We start from the raw sequence: 19,999 nt of genomic DNA on the forward strand, positions 1-19,999 counted from the left end.
TTGCACGCAATGGCAGAGTTCCCGCAAAAGGCAAATGTCGTCATCATCGGACTGGGAGGCATCGTCGGTGCCTCGATTGCCCATCACCTGATCGAGCGGGGATGGGACGACATCGTGGGCATCGACAAGTCCGGTATCCCGACCGATATCGGTTCCACCGCCCACGCCTCCGACTTCTGCTACACGACAAGCCACGACTATCTCTCGGTTTGGACAACGCAATACTCGATCGATTTCTACGAGAAGATGGGCCACTACGCCCGCATCGGCGGCCTCGAAGTTGTCCGCACCGGCGATGACACCTGGATGGAAGAGATCAAGCGCAAGCTCTCCTCCGCCAAGGCTTTCGGCACCCGCGCCCATTACGTCTCGCCTTCCGAAATCAAGGCCATGTTCCCGCTGATCGAGGAAGATCAGGTCATGGGCGGCATGTTCGATCCCGATGCCGGCCTCGTCATTCCCCGTTCGCAGACCGTTGCCGGCAAGTTGGTGGACGCAGCGGAAAAGTCCGGCAAGCTGCAGATGTTCGGCAATACACCGGCCAAATCGCTGATAACAGAAGGCGGCCGCATCAAGGGTGTCGTCACGCATCGCGGCACGATCATGGCCGATCACGTCATCGTCTGCGCCGGCATCTGGGGCCGCCTGATCGCCGAAATGGTCGGCGAGGACCTGCCCGTCATGCCGGTCGACCATCCGCTGACCTTCTTCGGCCCGTACAACGAATTCGAAGGCACCGGCAAGGAGATCGGCTTCCCGCTGCTGCGCGACCAGGGCAACTCCGCCTATATGCGCGACACCGGCGACCCGAAGACCACCGAAGGCGGCCAGATCGAGTGGGGCTATTACGAAACCACCAATCCGCGCCTCTGCCATCCGCGCGACATCCTCGAAAAGCATGAGGCCCGCCTGTCGCCCTCGCAGCGCGACCTCGACATGGAGCAGATTCTCGAGCCGCTCGAAAAGGCCATGGAACTGACGCCGATCCTCGGTGAACTCGGCTACAACGAAAGCCACTCCTTCAACGGCCTGCTGCAGGTGTCCGCCGGCGGCGGCGCGTCCTGCGGCGAAAGCCAGAAGGTGCGCGGCCTCTGGTACTGCGTCGCCATCTGGGTCAAGGACGGCCCCGGCTACGGCAAGCTGATCGCCGACTGGATGACCGACGGCCGCACCGAGATCGACCACAACTCGATCGATTATGCCCGCTTCTACCCGCACCAGCTGGAAGAGAAATTCATCGAAGGCCGCACCTACGAGGCAGCCCAGAAAATCTACTTCCCCGCTGTCCACACCCGCGAACCGTATGCCACCGGCCGCAACGTCAAGCGCTCGCCTTTCTACGAGCGCGAGAAAGAACTCGGCGGCTACTTCATGGAACTCGGCGGCTGGGAGCGTGCCCATGGCTACGCCGCCAACGAACACCTGCTCGAAAAATACGGCAACCGCGTTCCCGTCCGTGAAAACGAATGGGACAACCGCCACTTCTGGCGCGTCTCCAACGCCGAGCATCTGGCGATGAGCGAGGATTGCGGCATCGTCAACCTCTCGCACTTCCACATGGTCGATATCGAAGGCCCCGATCATGTCGAGCTGCTCGAATGGCTCTGCGCCGCCAAGATCGGCGGCGACGGCAACATCGGCAAGGGCATCTACACCCACTTCCTCGACGACGAGGGCATGGTGCGCGCCGACTTCACCGTCTTCCGCATGACTGATCGCGGCCGCCTCGTGAACGGCGCTGATGCCGGCCCGCGCGACTTCCACTACATGAAGCGCGTGGCAGAAGATCGCGGCCTTGATGTCACCATCACCGACGTCTCGGAAAAGTTCATCACTATCGGCATCTGGGGTCCGAACGCCCGCGATACGCTGAAGAAGGTGGTCGCCGATCCCACGGGCCTCGATATCGAAAACTTCGCCTTCGCCGCGATCAAGCCAATCGAGATTGCTGGCAAGCCGGTCACCGCCTTCCGCATTTCCTATGTCGGCGAGCAGGGCTGGGAACTGCACATGAAGTACGAAGACGGCCTTGCCGTCTGGGATGCCCTGCGCGCCACCGGCGTCATGGCCTTCGGCGTCGAGACCTATGCCAACTCGCGCCGCATGGAAAAGAGCCTGCGCCTGCAGAATGCCGACCTGCTCACCCAGTACAACCTGATCGAAGCCGACCTTGCCCGCCCGAAGGTCAAGGAAGCCGATTTCTGCGGCAAGGCCAAGCATCTGGAATACAAGGCCCGTGATCACCAGCCCGCCGTGCTCTGCACGCTGGTCATGACCGAAAACACCGATAAAAACGGCGTAAAGCGCTACCCCGTCGGCTCGCTGCCGGTCATGGACCCGGAGACCGGCGAAGTGCTGATCGACGACCTCGGTCGCCGCTCCTACACGACCTCCATCGCCTTCGGTCCAACCATCGGCAAGAACATCGCGCTCGCCTACCTGCCCCATGCTTATGCCCAGGAAGGCCGCAAGCTGAATGTCGAGTATTTCGCCGAGACCTATCCGGTGGAAGTGGTCAGCATCGGCTACAAGCCGCTTTATGACCCGGAAAACCTGAAGCCCCGCAGCTAACGTCGCGCTGTACGGAGCGTTTTTATAACCTGGTGACGCCCGCTATATGCGGGCGTTATTGTATGCACTCATAGACAGACCTGCCTTTAGCTAAAGGGAGTTGCCGCATCGAACAGACCGGCGCCGCCCCGTGCGGGATTTTGTGAAACATTCCCGGCAGTTGTCTCGAAATCGAATATCTTCTGCGTTACCAAAGCAGCCGCCCCCCTCGCCCAGGAATTGTCTTCCCAGTCCACAAGCACCGGTGGCGCTTGGCGGAACGTATGTTCACCGAGCGTCGCGCGAAGCGGGCCGAACAGGGCATCGCCGAAAGAGACGACTTCACCGCCGACGACAATCACTTCGGGATCGGTGATGTTGACCAGCGTGGCGAGGTGCCAGCCTATTGCCTTGCCCGCATCCTCAAGAATCGCCAGCGCTTCCGGCTCTTCCTGTCTGATCGCCGAGACGAATTCCGCCCTGCCGTCTGTTTCGCTGCGGCCGGTAGCGTTGCGCCAGGCGAGCAACATCGACGGTTCGGAGCCATACGCCATCAGACAGCCTCGCTTGCCGCATTCGCAGAGATGCCCACCCTCCCTGTGCGGCGTGTGACCGAACTTGCCGGCGGCCCCATTGGCGCCGCGATAGAGCTTGCCCTCGAAGACCTGCGCGCAACTGATACCGACGCCGATCGCGAGCACTGCCATGTTGCGATGCTGTCGTCCGAGCCCGAAGAGCTGCTGGGCAATTGCATAGGCATTGGTGTCGTCTTCGAGCCAGACAGGAACATTGACCCGCTCAGCCAGCATTTGGCCAAGCGGAACATTGTCCCAGTTGTAGCGATGGCTGCGGACGCACACGGCCGCATGGTTGTCGATGACACCGGGCATCGAAATCCCGATGCCGACAAGCCGCGCATCCGGTCGATCGACGATCGACACCAGCTCGGGGACAGCCGCCGCCAGGGTCTCGGCGATGTGACCGGGATCATGTCCTGCAAGTGGCAGGCGCATCGACCCGAGCGGATTTGTAGCGAGATCGGTGACCACACATTCGACAGAGCCGACCATCAGCTTGAACCCGATGGCCAGACCCTTGGCATAGTTGATGTCTACGGGGATCGGTCTCCGTCCCGCGGAGCCGGCAACGGTCTTGCCCTCGATCAACAGGCCTTCGTCGATCAGATCAGCAACCACGAAGGTGACCGCCGCAGGACTGAGGCCCGTGGTCGATGCCAGATCGGCGCGGCTGCGCGGCCCTGCCTGACGCAGAAGATTAAGGATCAGCCGGCGGTTCAGCGCCCGAGCCGTGCTTTGGTCGCCCTTCAACTTCACAGATTTTTCTTTATTTATTTTGTAAATTAATTATTGCCTCGCCTTTGAACATATGCATAACTTTGCGTAGCTGATCAACACCCGAACCGGGTTCAGCCACACTATTCCGGTTCATCCCGGCACCGTCATAGCACCTTAAAGGAGCGGGCAGGCACATGCTTCGCCCGAAGGTTCATCGCCGTCACCGTCGTCGGTGCCCTGCGCTCCTTTGACATGATCTCGGTGATGACGCGCGGCGGGCCGTTCGGGTCCTCCTCGGTCCTCGCCTACCAGATGTTCGAGCAGTCGATCTTCTCCTACCGCTTCGGTTATGGCGCAGCGATCGCCTCCGTTCTCTTCGTGATCATGGCGGTTTTCATAGTCTGGTACCTCACGCGCATTATCCGCGCGGAAGAAAGGGGAGCGTGATGTATCCTCGTCCTCTCCCCGAAAGCGCCCTCTGGCAGCGCCGGTCCTATCTCGCCCTGGTCATTGCGATCCTGATCGTTTGGCTCGGCCCCCTCTTCGCCGTCATCCTCACCTCCTTCCGCTCCAGGCGGGACGTGATGGGCGGCAATCTCTGGGGCTGGCCCACGCAGTTCGGCCTGATCGACAACTATACCGCCGTCTTCACCCAGACGCCGATGGCGCAATATTTCCTCAACAGCCTCGCGATTACCATCCCCTCGGTGATCGGCGTGCTCATTCTCAGCACGCTCGCAGGTTTCGTGTTGTCCCGTTACCGTTTTCCCGGTAACATGCTGGTTTTCGCGCTCTTCGTCGGCGGCAACTTCCTGCCGCACCAGATCATGATGATCCCGGTGCGGGATCTCATGGTGCGGCTCAATCTCTACGACACGACGGCGGCACTGATCATCTTCCACGTCGCCTTCCAGACCGGCTTTGCCACGCTCTTCATGCGCAACTTCATCGCCGCCCTACCGGACGAGCTATTCCAGGCGGCGCGTGCCGAAGGCGCCACGCCGTTCCAGACCTTGATTCACGTCGTAATCCCGCTGGTGCGCCCGGCCCTGGCGGCCCTCGCAATCCTGCTCTTCACCTTCATCTGGAACGATTACTTCTGGGCGGTGGTGCTCACCGTCAGCGACAGCGTCAAGCCGGTCACCGCCGGCCTCGCCAACCTGCGCGGCGAATGGGTCTCCGCCTGGAACCTGATCTCGGCCGGAACCATCGTCGTCGCCGTACCACCGGTCATCATGTTCTTCCTGATGCAGAAACACTTCATCGCCGGCCTCGCCATAGGAGCGGTCAAGGGATGACGGACCATCACATTGCGCAAGACAGACCTGAAACCGCTATCGCCAGGCAGGATGCCATGACCAGTCTCGAACTTCGCCAGATCCAGAAGAGCTACGGCGCCTACCACGCGTTGCGCGGCATCGCCATGGTGTTTCAATCCTATGCGCTCTATCCGCATATGACCGTGGCGGAAAACATGGGCTTCGGCCTTCGCATGGCCCACCGCCCGAAAGAGGAGATCGGCGCCGCCGTGATGCGCGCAGCCAAGATCCTGCGCATCACCGACCAGCTCGACAAGCGACCGAAGCAGCTGTCCGGCGGCCGGCGGCAGCGCGTCGCAATCGGTCGGGCGATCACCCGCTCACCCGACGTCTTCCTGTTCGACGAGCCACTTTCCAATCTCGACGCGGCGCTGCGCGCCCAGATGCGGGTCGAACTCTCAAGCCTGCATGCCAAGCTCGGCGCCACCATGGTCTACGTCACCCACGACCAGATCGAGGCCATGACCATGGCAAGCCGCATCGTCGTGCTCAATCACGGCGCCATCGAACAGGTCGGCTCGCCGCTTGAACTCTACCGCAACCCGGAAAATCTTTTCGTGGCCGGCTTTCTCGGCGCGCCCCGCATGAACTTCTTCAGCGTCACCGTGGATGCCGTTTCCGGCCGCGGCGCAACCGTATCTACCGCCGGTCTTGCGCCCCTCAGCATCGAACTGGCCGAGAATGTCTCCGTTCAGCCGGGCGACGCACTGACCATGGGCATTCGTCCGGAGAACCTGAGCGTTGTCGCCGAGCGTGGAACAACGGCGTCTCTGTCCGGAAATGTGCGCCTCGTCGAGCATCTCGGCCGCGAGACCATTCTCTACGTCGATGCGGGGGCGCTGCAATGCGTCAGCTCCGAAAGCGGCACCGGCAACGTGACCGTACAGATCGGCCATGTCACCGCCGTTTCCAACGATGCCGTGCTGGGACTGGGCGTCGATCCACGCGACGTCTATCTCTTCTCATCCGGTGACGAGCGCACGATCAGCGCCCGCAAGTCCATCATTGCCGACTGAGCCCAGGAGCCTTTTCATGACGAAGCCATCTGTCGCCCTCTCCGTCTGGCGCACGATCAACACAGACCGTTTTCTGGTCGGCACACCCCACTATCCGGAGCATGTGGACGAGAGCTACTGGGACAACGACGCCCGCCGCATGGCCGAGGCCGGCTTCAACGTTGCCCGGCTTGGCGAATTCGCCTGGCACATCTTCGAGCCGCGGGAGGGAACTTTCGATTTCGACCTGTTCGACCGGGCGATCGAGGGCCTCGGGCATCACGGCCTCAAGACCATCCTGTGCGCACCCACCGCAACGCCGCCCCGTTGGCTGACAGTGAAGCATCCGGAAATCCTGCGCGTCGATGGCAACGGCCGGTCGATGAGCCATGGTTCGCGCCAGCATGCCGACACATCGAGCCCGGTTCTCCGCGACTACAGCCGCAAGATCACCCGCGCGATGGCGCAGCATTATCGGGAAAACCCTAACGTCATCGGCTGGCAGACCGACAACGAGCTCAACACCAGCATGCCGGAATCCTATTCGCCTTCTGCCTTGAAGGAGTTTCAGGCCTATCTGCAGGAAACCTACAAGACGATCGACAGGCTGAACTTCGCCTCGGGTGGCGATTTCTGGGCGACGGCCTATGACGATTTCGATCAGATTGTCTTTCCGCTGGATTTCGCGCCAACCTTCCCGAGCCCCGGCCACATGCAGGACTATCACCGCTTCCTGGCGTTTTCGACGACCCGTTTCCAGCACGACCAGGTCGAAATCCTGCGGGCGACAAACAGCGACTGGTTCGTCTTCCACAATCTTGGCGGCCTGCGCGACATCGATTTCCGCGGCCAGTTTTCCGAGGATCTCGATTTCGTCGTTTACGACATCTATCCGCTTCTCTATGACAAATTCCAGCGCATCGGCAATCACGCCAAGATCCAGGCGCTGCATCTCGACATCTGCCGCGGTTTTTCCGGCAACTACGTCGTGCCCGAACAGCAATCCGGTTTTGGCGCGCAGCAGGGTTTCTGCACCCTGACCCCGGAGCAGGGCGAGATGCGCCGCATGGCGATGTCGTCGGTTGCCCGTGGCGCGGATGGCGTCATGTTCTTTCGCTGGCGACCCGCCCATTTCGGCGCGGAGATCTACTGGATGGGGGTGATCTACCACGACGACGTCGCACGCCATCGCTACGACGAAGCCAGACGGTTCGCGACCGAAATGACCGCCTTGAAGGATAAGATCCTTGGCACCTGGGTTCACATGGACGTCGGGATCGCGGGTTCGGATTTCGACAATCAGGAGGCACACAAGACGTTTCCGATCGGCCTGCCGAGCCCGCAGGACGACGCGGTCCTGCTGCACCAGTATTGCTACGACCGCGGCAAAGCCTGCGGCTTCATCCATCCCGAGGACGACCTTTCCAGACTGAAGGTTTTCTATGTTCCCCATTGGGTGACGTGGAAGGATGGCTGGACGGAAAGGCTTGAGGCTTTTGCCAGGAACGGCGGCACCGTGATCATCGTCGCCCGTACCGGCACGCGGGACGAGAACAACCATGTCATCCGCGAGACGGCGCCCGGCTCCTCGCTTTCGGCCCTGACAGGCGTACGTGTCAAGGACTTCGGGCGACTGGCAGCGCTCGGTGCCAACGGCCTCTTCACCACGATGACCCGTTCCGGCGGCCTTGTCATTCCGCCCGTCTGGCCTGCCGAATCCAACCGGCGCGTGAGACGTTTCACCGTCGGAAATCAGGAACTCGATGCCGGGTATTTCTACGAAAATCTGAGTATCAATGCCGATGTCGAAGCGATCGGCGTCTGGTCAAACCGCTACGCCGAGGGCACGCCGGTCATTACCTCACGCACCCTCGGCAAGGGGCGCGTGCTCTATGTCGGCACGTATTTGACGGCGGAACTGACGCATCAGCTGGCGACGCGCACTTTTGCCGATGCGGATGTCGTGCCGTTGGTGCCGGACCTGCCGGACGGCGTCGAGGTGACGCTTCGCGAAAGCGGCGAGCGGCGCCTGCTCTTCCTGCAGAACATCAAGGACACGACTGCCACCGTCGCCGGCGTTCCCTCCGGCGGGAACCTGCTTGACGGCGACAAGGCAACCTCCGGAACGCTCACCCTCGAAGGTTACGGCTGCGCCATCATCGAACTGAACTGACCATTGGACGATCACGACTTGCGGCCGTTGCGCCAAACCCTGACCTAAGGAATGAAATCATGACCACCACAGGCAAAATCCGCTGGGGTATCCTCGGACCCGGCACGATCGCCAAGGACTTCTTTGCCGGCGCGACACAATCGGACAACGGTCTGGTCGTCGCAATCGGCACGCGCAATCCAAAAAAAACTGGCCTCGCGGAGAGCTTTCCCGGAACCCGGATCATCGGCGGCTACGAGGCCTTGCTTGCGGATCCGGAGATCGATGCGGTCTACATCGCCGTGCCACATCCCGGTCACGCCGAATGGGCCATCAAGGCGGCGGAAGCCGGCAAGCATGTGCTGTGTGAAAAACCGATGGGACTTTCGGCGGCGGAGGTCGAAGCCATGCAGGAAGCCGCGCGCAAGGCAGGCACCTTCCTCGGCGAAGCCTATATGTACCGGCTGCATCCCCTGACGGCCAAGCTGGTCGAACTCCTGAAGGCAAAGACCATCGGCGAGGTCAGGATGATCAAGTCGAGTTTCGGCTTCGCAAAGTTGCCCTTCGATCCCGATCACCGGCTGTTTTCCAACACCCTTGCCGGCGGTGGCATTCTTGACGTCGGCGGCTATCCGGTTTCCATGGCAAGGCTCATCGCCGGCATCGACGAGCCGTCAGGCTATCTCGATCCTGCCGAAGTGGTGGCCGTCGGTCATCTCGGCGAGACGGGCGTAGACGAATGGACCTCGGCGCTATTACATTTCCCGAACGGCATCATCGCCGAAGTCTCATGCTCCGTGTCATTAGCGCAGGACAATGGCCTGCGGATCATCGGCACGGAAGGCCGGATCGAGATCGACCGGTTCTGGTTTGCCGGCGGCAAGCGGGGCGGCAAGAGCACCATCCGCGTTTTCGCCAGGGATGGCAGCCGCCACGACGTGGACGTTGACGAACCGCGCCATCTCTACAGTTTCGAAGTGGACGCGGCGAGCGAAGCGATCCGCGCCGGGCGTATCGAATTCAGCTATCCGGGAATGAGCCGGGCCGATACGATCGGCAATCTGCACGTGCTCGACAAATGGCGGGCAGCGATCGGTCTCGAATATGAGGGCGAGAAACACACGAGCCGCACCCGCACCCTGAAGGGTGAGCTGCTTGCCCGCAAGAGCGACAAGGTCGCGCGCGGCCGCATATCGGGACTGCCCAAGGAGATGTCCCTTGCGGCTCTCGGCCTGATGGAGTTTTCCACCTTTTCCGGTGCCGCCATTGTTCTCGATGCCTTTTTCGAAGCCGGCGGAAACCTCGTCGATACCGCCTTTCACTATGGCGGCGGCATGCAGGACAGGCTCGTCGGCGAATGGATGCAGAGCCGTGGCGTGCGTGCCGAAACCGTCGTCATCGGCAAGGGCGCCCATAGCCCGCTTTGCTACCCCGAAGTCATCGAGAAACAGCTGACCGTCAGCCTCGATCGGTTGAAAACGGATTATGTCGATATCTATTTCATGCACCGCGACAACCCCGACATCCCCGTCGGCGAGTTCGTCGATGCCATGGATGCGGAGGTAAGAGCCGGCCGTATCCGCGGGCCTTTCGGCGGCTCCAACTGGACGAGGCAGCGCATGGATGAAGCCATCGCCTATGCAGAACGCACGGGAAAGACCCGGCCGAGCGTGCTGTCCAACAACTTCTCGCTGGCCGAAATGGTCCAGCCGGTCTGGGCCGGCTGCATCTCCTCCTCCGACGAGAGCTGGATGAATTGGCTTGCGGCACAGCAAGTGACCAATTTCGCTTGGTCCAGCCAGGCTCGCGGCTTCTTCACCGATCGCGCCGGTCGCGGCAAGCTGGACGACCCGGAATTGGCGCGGGCCTGGTATTCCGAAGGCAATTTCGCGCGGCGGGACCGTGCGATCGAACTTGGAAAACGCATCGGCAAGGACCCGATCCAGGTGGCGCTCGCCTATGTGCTGGCGCAGCAGGGCCGCGTCGTCCCCCTCATCGGCCCCCGATCACTGGCCGAACTCAACCACAGCATCGAGGCCTTCGATATCAAGCTGTCAACACAGGACGTCCGCTGGCTGGAAACGGGTGACAAATGAGTTCGGGAACGTCATCAATGACACAGCGTATCGGGGGAGGAAACCATGCGACGAATCGGAATAGGCATTATCGGCTGTGGCAATATTTCGGACGCCTATCTTAAGGCCGCACCGAAATTCCCGGTGCTCGACATCATCGGTGTCGCCGACATCAATCCGGCTGCGGCCGACGCCAAGGCAGCGACCTACGGCGTCACGTCCATGGACATCGACAACCTGCTTGCCGATCCGTGCATCGAGATCGTCCTCAATCTGACGACGCCGCAGCATCATGTGCCGGTGGGACTGCAGACCGTTGCCAACGGCAAGCACGTCTATTCGGAGAAGCCACTGGCAACCACCCTTGCCGACGCCGAACGGCTTGTGGCGGCAGCCCGGGAGAAGGGGGTGCGGGTCGGATGCGCGCCGGATACCTTCCTCGGCGGTTCGCACCAGACTGCTCGCAAGCTGATCGACCAAGGCGCCATCGGCACGGTCGTCGCCGGCACCGCCTTCATGCAGGTAGCCGGACACGAACTCTGGCATCCGAACCCTGATTTCTACTACCAGCCCGGCGGCGGCCCGATGCTGGATATGGGACCCTATTACCTGACCTGCCTCGTCAATCTATTAGGCCCTGTGAAAGCCGTAACCGGTCATGCGAAGTCGTCCTATGCCACCCGCACGATCGGCTCCGGCCCACGGGCCGGGGAAACGGTAACCGTCGAAGTGCCCACACACATTTCCGGGCTGATCGATTTCGAGAACGGCGCGGCAATTTCGATCACCACGAGCTTCGATGTCTGGAAGCACGAACACAATCATATCGAGCTCTACGGCACGACCGGCTCGATGATCGTCTCCGATCCCAACCAGTTCCAGGGTGATATCAAGACCAGCATCCGCAAGGGCGACTGGGTCGTTGCTGAGCAGACGCACGGCTATGGCGACGGCAACTACCGCATCCTTGGTCTTGCCGACATGGCCCAGGCCATCGTCTCCGGCCGCGAGCACCGGGCAAACCTCGATCTTTCACTGCATGTGCTCGAAATCATGGAATCGGTCATTCTCTCGGCAGAGACGGGACAACGCATCGACCTGAAACATGGCTGCGCCCGGCCCGCCCCCATGCGCGCCGACCTAGCCTTCGGCATTCTGGAATAGGATAGCAAATATGAGCAAGACAGCATTAATTTTCTGGGGCGGCTGGGAAGGCCACACGCCCGAGCGCAGCGCCGGTGTCGTCAGAGATATCCTTGTCAACCAAGGTTATGACGTACGGCTGGAACCTGGAACGGCGGCTCTTGCCGACCCGCAGATCGCGCAACTGGACCTCATCGTCCCCGTCATCACGATGTCGACGATCGAAAAGGAAGAACTGAAGAACCTCGTTGCAGCGGTTGCCGGTGGTACCGGCCTTGCCGGCTTCCACGGCACGATGTGCGACAGTTTCCGCAACGAGCCGGACTATCAGTTCATGACGGGCGGACAATGGGTGGCCCATCCGGGCAATATCATCGACTATCGGATCGATATCACCAAGCCCGACGATCCCATCGTCTCCGGCATCGGCAGCTTCGGCTATCGCTCGGAGCAGTACTACATGCATGTAGATCCAACCAACGAGGTGCTGGCAACAACGACCTTCACCGGCGAGCACCTGGATTTCATCGATGGCGTCGTCATGCCGGTCGTATGGAAGCGCCGATACGGCAAGGGTCGTGTCTTCTACAGCGCCCTTGGCCATACCGCCGATGAGTTTGATGTCCCGCAGATGCGCACCATCGTTGAACGCGGCTTGCTCTGGGCGACACGGAGCTGACAGCCCATCGAACATGGCGCAGTTCACCCCCGCAGACCCTGAAGCCGCGGTCCGGCTTCAGGGTTTTCAGGTTGTCGATGGCTCGCCCGATCCTGAACCTTGGGCGCAGCCAGTGGTGACCCGAATATCCCCTTGTCACACCTGTTGAAACGTTCCGGTCTCTGGCCAGAGAGCTTTTAGTGAAGCCTGTTTGCTCGTCATCTGCATTGCCTGCCCAGGGCAGCACTTGACCCCTTCGACTGGCGCGCTACATCGCGCGAGCACATCCAGTATACTGGTCGCAGAGGGGGCATTTTTTGAAACGGATCTCAGATTTTTCCAGCCGAATGGCGACGGCGGTTTCCGTACATAACGGAAACGCGATACCGCGCGGCTTCATTGATCTATCGACCTCACTCCGGCTTTGTCCTTCGGCCGCGCTTGCCTCTTTCCAGCCCACATGAATTCGAGATTTTAATGAACCAGAGCACATCGTCGGACGCCTCCAGGCAAACGCTAGGTCTTGATCCCGCCGTGACTTTGAGCCTTGCCGCAGCCCTCGTGTTTTTTCTGATCAGCGGGGCTGTCGCCTATTTCAACCTGCACACATTGCGCGTGAACACCGAGAAGATTATCCACACCCACGATGTCATCGTCGCGCTCGATGAGCTTCTGTCCAATGCACAGGACGCGGAAACAGGGCAGCGCGGTTTTCTTCTGACCAACAATGAACGCTATCTTGATCCGTACAATGCGGCCTTGACCGCAATACCGCAGCGGATCAACGAGATTGCCCTGCTGACCATCGACAACCCCGCACAGCAGCGTCGGATTGCTGCCCTTAAACTGCATGTCGAAGCCAAGCTCGCAGAATTGAAGGAAACGATCGACGTCGGGCGCTCCCAGGGCGTGGAAGCCGCCCTCGCAATTGTCAACTCCGACCGCGGCAAAGTCGAGATGGACGCGATAAGGGCTCAGCTCACAGCCATGGGCCAAGAGGAAACGACGCTTCGTCTGCAGCGGCTCGCCGAAATGGACAACGCACAGAACACCGCACTCGTCAGCAGTGTTCTATCGGGCGTGCTCGGCATTCTTCTGACCGTGGCAATTGGCGTCTTGATGCGTCGCGCAACGCTTGCGCGCCGTCGGGAGGAATGGTTGCAATCCGGGCAGGTCGGATTGGCCGCCGCCGTCATGGGCGACCAGAACATCACGCAGCTTGGCGACAACATTCTCGAGTTTCTGGCAGGCTATGCTGGTGCTGTGGCGGGAGCGATCTTTGTGGGCGGTAATGACGGCTACCGGCGAACGGCGACCTATGGAGTCCCGGAGGATGCAAACATTCCTCAGGGCTTCAAGCTGCGGGAAGGTCTTCTGGGACAAGCGGCGGCGCAGGGTCGTCCTGTGCTGATCGGCGAGGTTCCGGAAGGCTATCTCACATTCGGATCGGCTTTCGGTCGAGACAAACCGAAACATCTGGTCATCTCACCCGGAAGCGTTGACGGCACCGTCAATATGGTTGCCGAACTGGGCTTTGTCCGCCCGGTTGACGAAAAAATTCTCGCCCTCCTGGAACGGGCCTCGGCCCTGGTCGCCACCGCGGTGCGGTCCGCGAACTACCGTACCGAACTCCAGGAGCTTCTTGACGAAACCCAGCGCCAATCCGAGGAGCTGCAGGTCCAGGGCGAAGAGCTGCGGGTTTCCAACGAGGAGCTGGAGGAACAAAGCCGTGCATTGAAGGAATCCCAGGCGCGGCTCGAACAGCAGCAAGTCGAGATGGAGCAGACGAATTCGCAACTGGAAGAGCAGACCCAGCAGCTTGAAGCGCAGCGCGACGATCTGGAACGGGCGAATGCAACCACGCAGCTCAAGGCGCGGGAACTGGAGCAGGCTAGCCGGTATAAATCGGACTTCCTCGCCAACATGTCCCACGAGCTGCGGACACCGCTCAATTCATCGCTCATCCTTGCAAAGCTTCTGGCCGACAATCCCGAGGACAATCTTACGCAGGTGCAGGTCAAATATGCACAGACGATCCAGTCGTCCGGCAATGACCTCCTGAACCTGATCAACGACATTCTCGATCTGTCCAAGATCGAGGCGGGTCACTTCGAGATCAAGTCGGAACCTGTCTCGATCGAGCGCCTTGCCAACAACGTGCGCCAGTTGTTCGAGCCGGTCGCTCGAAACAAGAAGCTCGATTTCAGCATCGAAATCGCGCCGGAAAGCCCGTCCGTCATCGAAACAGACCTGCAGCGTCTCGAACAGGTTCTCAAGAACCTGCTGTCGAACGCACTCAAGTTTACGGAAACGGGAAGCATCAAGCTTTCCATGCGGCCATCCGAGGGACAGATCGCAATGTCCGTCACCGATACCGGCATCGGCATTGCCGAAAGCCAGCAGAAAAGCATCTTCGAGGCCTTCCATCAGGCAGACAGCACCATCAGCCGAAGATACGGCGGCACAGGCCTCGGGCTTTCCATCTCCCGCGAGCTCGTTCGCCTGCTGGGTGGATCGATCCACCTGAAGAGCCGCGAGGGGCAAGGCAGCACCTTCACGATCATCATCCCGGTGGCATACGACCCGGCGCAGGTGGCGCCACGGGAAATGGCTGCGGAAGCTGTACCCACGCCGGCCCCGGCTGCAGCTGAAAAGCCTGCGCCGGCCCAACGGCATGCGCTGGTCGAGGATGATCGTGCCGCACCATCTGATGAGAAGCGCGTCCTGCTGGTCATCGAGGATGATGATACCTTCGCGGCCATCCTGCGCGACCTGGCACGCGAAATGGGCTTCCGGACGCTCGTTGCCGGAACGGCGCAGGAAGCCCTGGATCTTGCAAAGCAGTTCATGCCGAGCGCCATCGTTCTGGATGTCGGATTGCCGGATCAATCAGGTCTTTCGGTGCTCGACAGGCTGAAACGCGATGTCCGCACCCGCCATATTCCCATCCACATTGTCTCAGCGGACGATCACTCGGCTACCGCATTTTCTCTGGGAGCCATCGGCTACGCGCTGAAACCCGTCAAGCGCGAGCAATTGGTCGAGGTCCTGCAAAAGCTCGAGGACAAGCTATCCCAACGTGTCCATCGGGTTCTGATCGTCGAAGACAACGACGTGCAGCGCGAGGCGGTCGCAAAGCTTCTGACGTCCCATGACGTGGAAACGGTCGCCGCCGGCACAGCGGCCGAGTGCCTGCGGTTGCTGAAGGAACAGACATTCGACTGCATGGTGCTCGACCTCTCTCTGCCAGATGCCTCGGGATATCAGCTGCTCGAAACGCTCAGCCAAAACCACGAACATTCCTTCCCGCCTGTCATCGTCTATACGGGCCGTGTCCTGTCCGCCGATGACGAGCAACGCCTGCGTCGCTATTCGAAATCGATCATCATCAAGGGCGCAAAGTCCCCGGAGCGGCTTCTCGACGAAGTGAGCCTGTTCCTGCATCAGGTGGTTTCCGAACTGCCGGACGAACAGCAGAAAATGATCCGCAAGGCGCGCAGCCGGGATGCGCTTCTCGAAGGCCGGCGCATCCTCGTGGTCGAGGACGACGTACGCAACGTCTACGCATTGACCAACATTCTGGAGCCCCGCGGCGCTATCATCGAGATTGCGCGAAACGGCCAGGAGGCGCTGGATACCCTCGGCAAGCCGGGCGCAGCGATCGACCTCGTGCTCATGGATGTGATGATGCCGGTCATGGATGGCCTTACCGCCACCCGGGAAATCCGCAAGAACCCGGACTGGAAGAAGCTGCCCATCATCACGCTTACGGCAAAGGCCATGCCGGATGACCAGCAGCGGTGTATCGATGCCGGCGCAAATGACTATATGGCCAAGCCTCTGGATGTCGAAAAGCTCCTGTCCCTCGTGCGCGTGTGGATTCCCCGGTGAAAGAGATGTCGGCGCCCGAGAAGGTAGAGGACATCGAAATCCGGCTGTTGCTGGAAGCGCTCTACCATCAATACCACTACGATTTCCGCAACTATGCGATGGCGTCCGTGAAACGGCGCCTCAAGCAGGCACGCGAACAATTGGGATTTGCAACCATCTCTGCGCTCCAGGAAAGCGTTCTGCACAATCCGGCCATGGTGCCCCGCCTGCTCGGCTATCTGACGGTCCAGGTCAGCGAGATGTTTCGAGATCCCAGCTATTTCCGGGCGATCCGGGAAAAGGTGGTCCCCCATCTTCGCACCTATCCCTCGCTGAAGGTCTGGGTCGCGGGCTGCAGCGGCGGTGAGGAATTGTACTCCCTCGTCATTCTCTTCCGGGAAGAAGGATTGGAAGAGCGGACCCTCTTCTACGCCACCGACATCAACCAGGAAGCGCTGCAGATCGCCGAGGCCGGGATCTACAATCTCGACCGCATCCAATTGTTCACGGAAAACCATCGCAAGTCCGGCGGAAAATCCTCGTTGTCGGATTACTACACGGCCGCCTACGGGCGCGCCTCCTTCGACAAGACATTGCGCCAGCAGGTGGTCTTCTCCGATCATAGCCTGGTCACCGATGCGGTCTTTGCCGAAATGCATCTGATATCCTGCCGCAATGTGATGATCTATTTCGACCGCCCCTTGCAGGATCGCGCGCTTGGTCTGTTCAGGGAGTCACTCGCCCGCAAGGGATTTCTCGGTCTCGGCGCCAAGGAAAGCCTGCGGTTTTCGCAACATGCCGATGCATTCAACGATTTTGTCCGCGAGGAGAAAATCTATCAGCGGGATGGCCGATGAACGCCAGCCCCAAAGCCATCGTGATCGGCGCCTCTGCCGGTGCACTGGACGCCTTGTCGGTCATCCTTCCGGCATTGCCGGCGAGTTTTAAGTTGCCCCTGATGGTCGTGGTGCATATACCGCCGGATAAGCACAGCATTTTGGCCGAGCTCTTTCAGGCCAAATGCCGCATCACTGCTGTGGAGGCGGAAGACAAGGAGCCCATCATGGGCGGTACGGCCTATTTCGCTCCACCGGACTATCACTTGCTCGTGGAGACAAACGGAACATTATCGCTATCGAGCGAAGAGCCGGTTCTCTTTTCCCGACCATCAATCGACGTGCTGTTCGAGAGTGCGGCAGATGCCTACGGGCCTGATTTGACGGCGATCGTCCTCACGGGCGCCAATGAAGATGGCGCAAAGGGATTGGCCTGCGTCGTCGAAGCCGGCGGAACGGCCATTGTCCAGAACCCACAAGACGCGTTCGCATCCGCCATGCCGGAATCTGCTATAGCGATATGCCCGGATGCCCAGGTCATGTCGTTGGCCGCGATCGCTGCCTATTTGCAAAAGGTCTAAGACGCCATGAACCCCGTCACCTTTCTCCTGGTCGATGATCTCGAGGAGAACCTGTTATCCCTTGAGGCGCTGCTGCGCCGCGAGGGCCTGCTTCTCCTGAAAGCCCGCTCGGGAGACCAGGCGCTCGAACTTCTGCTGCAGCACGATATCGCGCTCGCCCTCATCGACGTGCAGATGCCGGGCCTGAACGGCTTCGAACTCGCGGAGCTGATGCGCGGCAACGAACGATCGAGGCGTGTCCCGATCATCTTTGTGACCGCTGGCACGGCCGACAATCAACGCCGCTTCCGTGGTTACGAGGCCGGCGCCGTCGATTTCATCCAGAAGCCGATCGAGCCGGATGTCCTGCGCAGCAAGGCGGATGTCTTCTTCGAACTTTTCAAGCAGCGCCAGCAGATTGCCGCACAACGCGATGAGCTGGAGGTCCAGGCCGAAGCGTTGAGGGAAGCCGACCGCCGCAAGGACGAGTTCCTCGCCACGCTGGCACACGAGTTGCGCAATCCGCTGGCGCCCCTGCGCCATGGACTGGATATCCTGCGCCGGAATCCGAACGGCGATGGCTCTGCCGACGTCCGCGACATGATGGACCGGCAACTGGTACATCTTGTCAGGATCATCGATGATCTCCTGGACGTTTCACGCGTCAGCCAGGGAAAGATCGAGCTCATCAAGGACCGGGTCAAGGTCGATGATGTCATTCGCAGCGCCGTTGAAACGGCTCATCCCCTCATCGAAAAGGCAGGGCATGCGCTTACGGTCAATATACCCTCCGCGCCCATATGGATCGACGCGGACTATACCCGCCTTTCCCAGGTTGTGGCCAACCTCTTGAACAACGCCATCAAATACACGCCCGCAGGTGGTCAGATCGGAATATCGGTGGCCACTGCCGGAAACGATGTCGTGATCGATGTCTCCGACAACGGCGTCGGCATTCCTGCAGAAATGCGATCCAAGGTTTTCCAGCTTTTTGCTCAGGTCGATGATCATCTCGACCGTGCACAAGGGGGCCTCGGCATCGGCCTTGCACTGGTGCAGCAACTCGTTGCCATGCATGGCGGTACCGTGGAAGCGAGGGGGAACGATAGCGGCAGTGGCAGCGTCTTTCGCATACGCCTGCCGATCTCCACGAGTGCCGAGCAATATGCCTTGCCTTGCGAAGTACCGTCCCAACAGGAACAATCCTTGCTTCCGTTAAAGGTGCTGGTCGTCGATGACAATGTCGATGTCGCCTACGCCATGGGCTGGATGCTCGAAGAAATCGGGTACGAATACGAACTTGTCCACGACGGGCGGGAAGCTCTGCAGGCCGCCCGCTACTACAAACCAGACGTCATTCTTCTCGATATCGGACTGCCCGGCATGAATGGCTACGAGGTCTGCCAGGCATTTCGCCAGGATGAACTCTTCAAGGACACCACCATCATTGCGCAAACCGGCTGGGGTCAGGATCGGGACAAGGCACTGGCATCTGAAGCCGGCTTCAATCACCACCTGACAAAACCGGTTTCCCTCGACGACCTCGGGAAGATCCTTGCAACAGCCAAGCGCTGAATCCCGGGGCTTCCTGAAATTGCGCCTGATCGATCATGCTCGACAGCAGGATCATCCCGACTCGGGTGTTTTGGACGATCAGCCACGAAGCATTCGTGCAGGGTCGCCAAAGCGCCGGGCTATCGCGCAACCGGCACTGGATGCGATTGCCGAGAGGAAAGTCCCCCAGACCATGTCTGCTATCGTCAGTGTCATCGACCAGTTCGTGAGCGTCGACTGATTGGTCAGGTCGTAGGTTGCATAGGCCGTGAAGCCAAGAACAGCCCCGCAAAGCGCAGCCTTCGCAATCGACGCTGAAGCCAACCCCGGCCTCACGGCCAGAAAGGTCAAGCCGGCGACATAAAGAAGATAGAAGACAACGGCGGGAGCCAGCCGAAATTCGGGTGCCAGCATGTCGCCCATCACCGGCCGGTAGAGAAGGTCAGCCATGGTGCTCAGCCAGATGAAATCGATCGCGACGAAGACAACGAGCGTGGTGCAATAGGCGACGATGTGAGTTTTCACCGAAGTTTCCTTCATGTTAACCGGCGGTCATTCAATCGACACGCTTCCAATTGACGTCCTTGCACAGGAGGCCGGCAACGATGCAGCCTTTCGTAGTCATCTGGTCACCTTTGACCGTTACGGTAATCTTGTAGGTCAGGTCGCGCTGCGGATCGAAGGCCGTGCCGGCGTAGTCCCCACCCGCGTCTTGGCTGATCGTCATCACCAGCTTGTCGCCGGCCTTCTCACTGGGCGTGCCGGGCTTGATCCATGTATTGATGGCGCAGATATTGGGTCCGCAGGGCGCGATTCGCACCTTGGCATTGCCATCGCCACGCGCCCACTGACCATCGAGATCGGCAGACCGGGCCGTCGGCGCCAGCGCCAGGACCGTGATAGCCGTAGCCGTCAGAATCCGTATCATTTGCAGGTCTCCTCGCTAGCTTTCTTTCATATCAAGCACGCTGATCGTGCGCCAAACACGATGG

Annotated in this window: 14 protein-coding genes and 1 pseudogene; 12 read left to right on the forward strand and 3 right to left on the reverse strand. The window is 60.3% G+C overall.

The features are described 5' to 3' along the window. The first annotated feature begins 9 nt into the window (after window positions 1-9). Window positions 10-2,571 carry a GcvT family protein gene (locus QO002_RS20285; protein ID WP_307232981.1) on the forward strand — a complete coding sequence of 854 codons (2,562 nt, stop codon included), beginning with the start codon at window positions 10-12 and terminating at the stop codon, window positions 2,569-2,571. Between the two features lie 86 nt (window positions 2,572-2,657). Here the strand turns inward: QO002_RS20285 and QO002_RS20290 are convergent, their stop codons facing one another. Continuing rightward, window positions 2,658-3,884 carry an ROK family transcriptional regulator gene (locus QO002_RS20290; RefSeq protein WP_307232983.1) on the reverse strand — a complete coding sequence of 409 codons (1,227 nt, stop codon included), beginning with the start codon at window positions 3,882-3,884 and terminating at the stop codon, window positions 2,658-2,660. Between the two features lie 174 nt (window positions 3,885-4,058). Here QO002_RS20290 and QO002_RS20295 point away from each other — a divergent pair. From QO002_RS20295 to QO002_RS20345, 11 genes and pseudogenes are all read left to right on the forward strand, one after another. Then, a pseudogene (locus QO002_RS20295) lies at window positions 4,059-4,292 on the forward strand (sugar ABC transporter permease); the annotation flags it as partial. Next, entirely contained in the window at window positions 4,292-5,143 is an 852-nt protein-coding gene (locus QO002_RS20300; protein WP_307232985.1) for a carbohydrate ABC transporter permease, read from the forward strand. The pseudogene QO002_RS20295 and the gene QO002_RS20300, both read left to right, overlap by 1 nt. A 56-nt stretch (window positions 5,144-5,199) precedes the next feature. Then, window positions 5,200-6,180, forward strand: a complete 981-nt coding sequence (locus QO002_RS20305) for an ABC transporter ATP-binding protein (RefSeq protein ID WP_307233562.1) — start codon at window positions 5,200-5,202, stop codon at window positions 6,178-6,180. 16 nt (window positions 6,181-6,196) lie between these two features. Next, window positions 6,197-8,332 carry a beta-galactosidase gene (locus QO002_RS20310; protein WP_307232987.1) on the forward strand — a complete coding sequence of 712 codons (2,136 nt, stop codon included), beginning with the start codon at window positions 6,197-6,199 and terminating at the stop codon, window positions 8,330-8,332. Between the two features lie 59 nt (window positions 8,333-8,391). Beyond that, complete coding sequence (locus QO002_RS20315; protein ID WP_307232989.1) at window positions 8,392-10,407, forward strand: aldo/keto reductase; 2,016 nt, start codon at window positions 8,392-8,394, stop codon at window positions 10,405-10,407. Window positions 10,408-10,452: 45 nt separating this feature from the next. Further along, window positions 10,453-11,550, forward strand: coding sequence for a Gfo/Idh/MocA family protein (locus QO002_RS20320; protein ID WP_307232991.1), 1,098 nt, complete (start codon window positions 10,453-10,455; stop codon window positions 11,548-11,550). A gap of 10 nt (window positions 11,551-11,560) precedes the next feature. Beyond that, window positions 11,561-12,208, forward strand: coding sequence for a ThuA domain-containing protein (locus tag QO002_RS20325; protein ID WP_307232993.1), 648 nt, complete (start codon window positions 11,561-11,563; stop codon window positions 12,206-12,208). 456 nt (window positions 12,209-12,664) lie between these two features. Continuing rightward, entirely contained in the window at window positions 12,665-16,078 is a 3,414-nt protein-coding gene (locus QO002_RS20330; protein WP_307232995.1) for a response regulator, read from the forward strand. 5 nt (window positions 16,079-16,083) lie between these two features. Beyond that, on the forward strand, window positions 16,084-16,914 hold the full coding sequence (locus QO002_RS20335; protein WP_307233563.1) for a CheR family methyltransferase: 831 nt from the start codon (window positions 16,084-16,086) through the stop codon (window positions 16,912-16,914). After that, window positions 16,911-17,474, forward strand: coding sequence for a chemotaxis protein CheB (locus QO002_RS20340; protein WP_307232997.1), 564 nt, complete (start codon window positions 16,911-16,913; stop codon window positions 17,472-17,474). The genes QO002_RS20335 and QO002_RS20340 overlap by 4 nt, the downstream gene beginning before the upstream one ends. Before the next feature lie 6 nt (window positions 17,475-17,480). Continuing rightward, window positions 17,481-19,028: an ATP-binding response regulator gene (locus QO002_RS20345; protein WP_307232999.1), complete on the forward strand. Its 1,548-nt coding sequence runs from the start codon at window positions 17,481-17,483 to the stop codon at window positions 19,026-19,028. Between the two features lie 78 nt (window positions 19,029-19,106). Here QO002_RS20345 and QO002_RS20350 read toward each other — a convergent pair whose 3' ends face one another. Continuing rightward, the gene (locus QO002_RS20350; protein ID WP_307233001.1) at window positions 19,107-19,532 is read right to left on the reverse strand and encodes a DUF2177 family protein; all 426 of its coding nucleotides are present in this window, start codon (window positions 19,530-19,532) and stop codon (window positions 19,107-19,109) included. Between the two features lie 31 nt (window positions 19,533-19,563). Then, window positions 19,564-19,935, reverse strand: coding sequence for a DUF2147 domain-containing protein (locus tag QO002_RS20355; RefSeq protein ID WP_307233003.1), 372 nt, complete (start codon window positions 19,933-19,935; stop codon window positions 19,564-19,566). Window positions 19,936-19,999: the final 64 nt, after the last annotated feature.

This window comes from Pararhizobium capsulatum DSM 1112, from assembly GCF_030814475.1.
GTDB lineage: Bacteria > Pseudomonadota > Alphaproteobacteria > Rhizobiales > Rhizobiaceae > Pararhizobium > Pararhizobium capsulatum.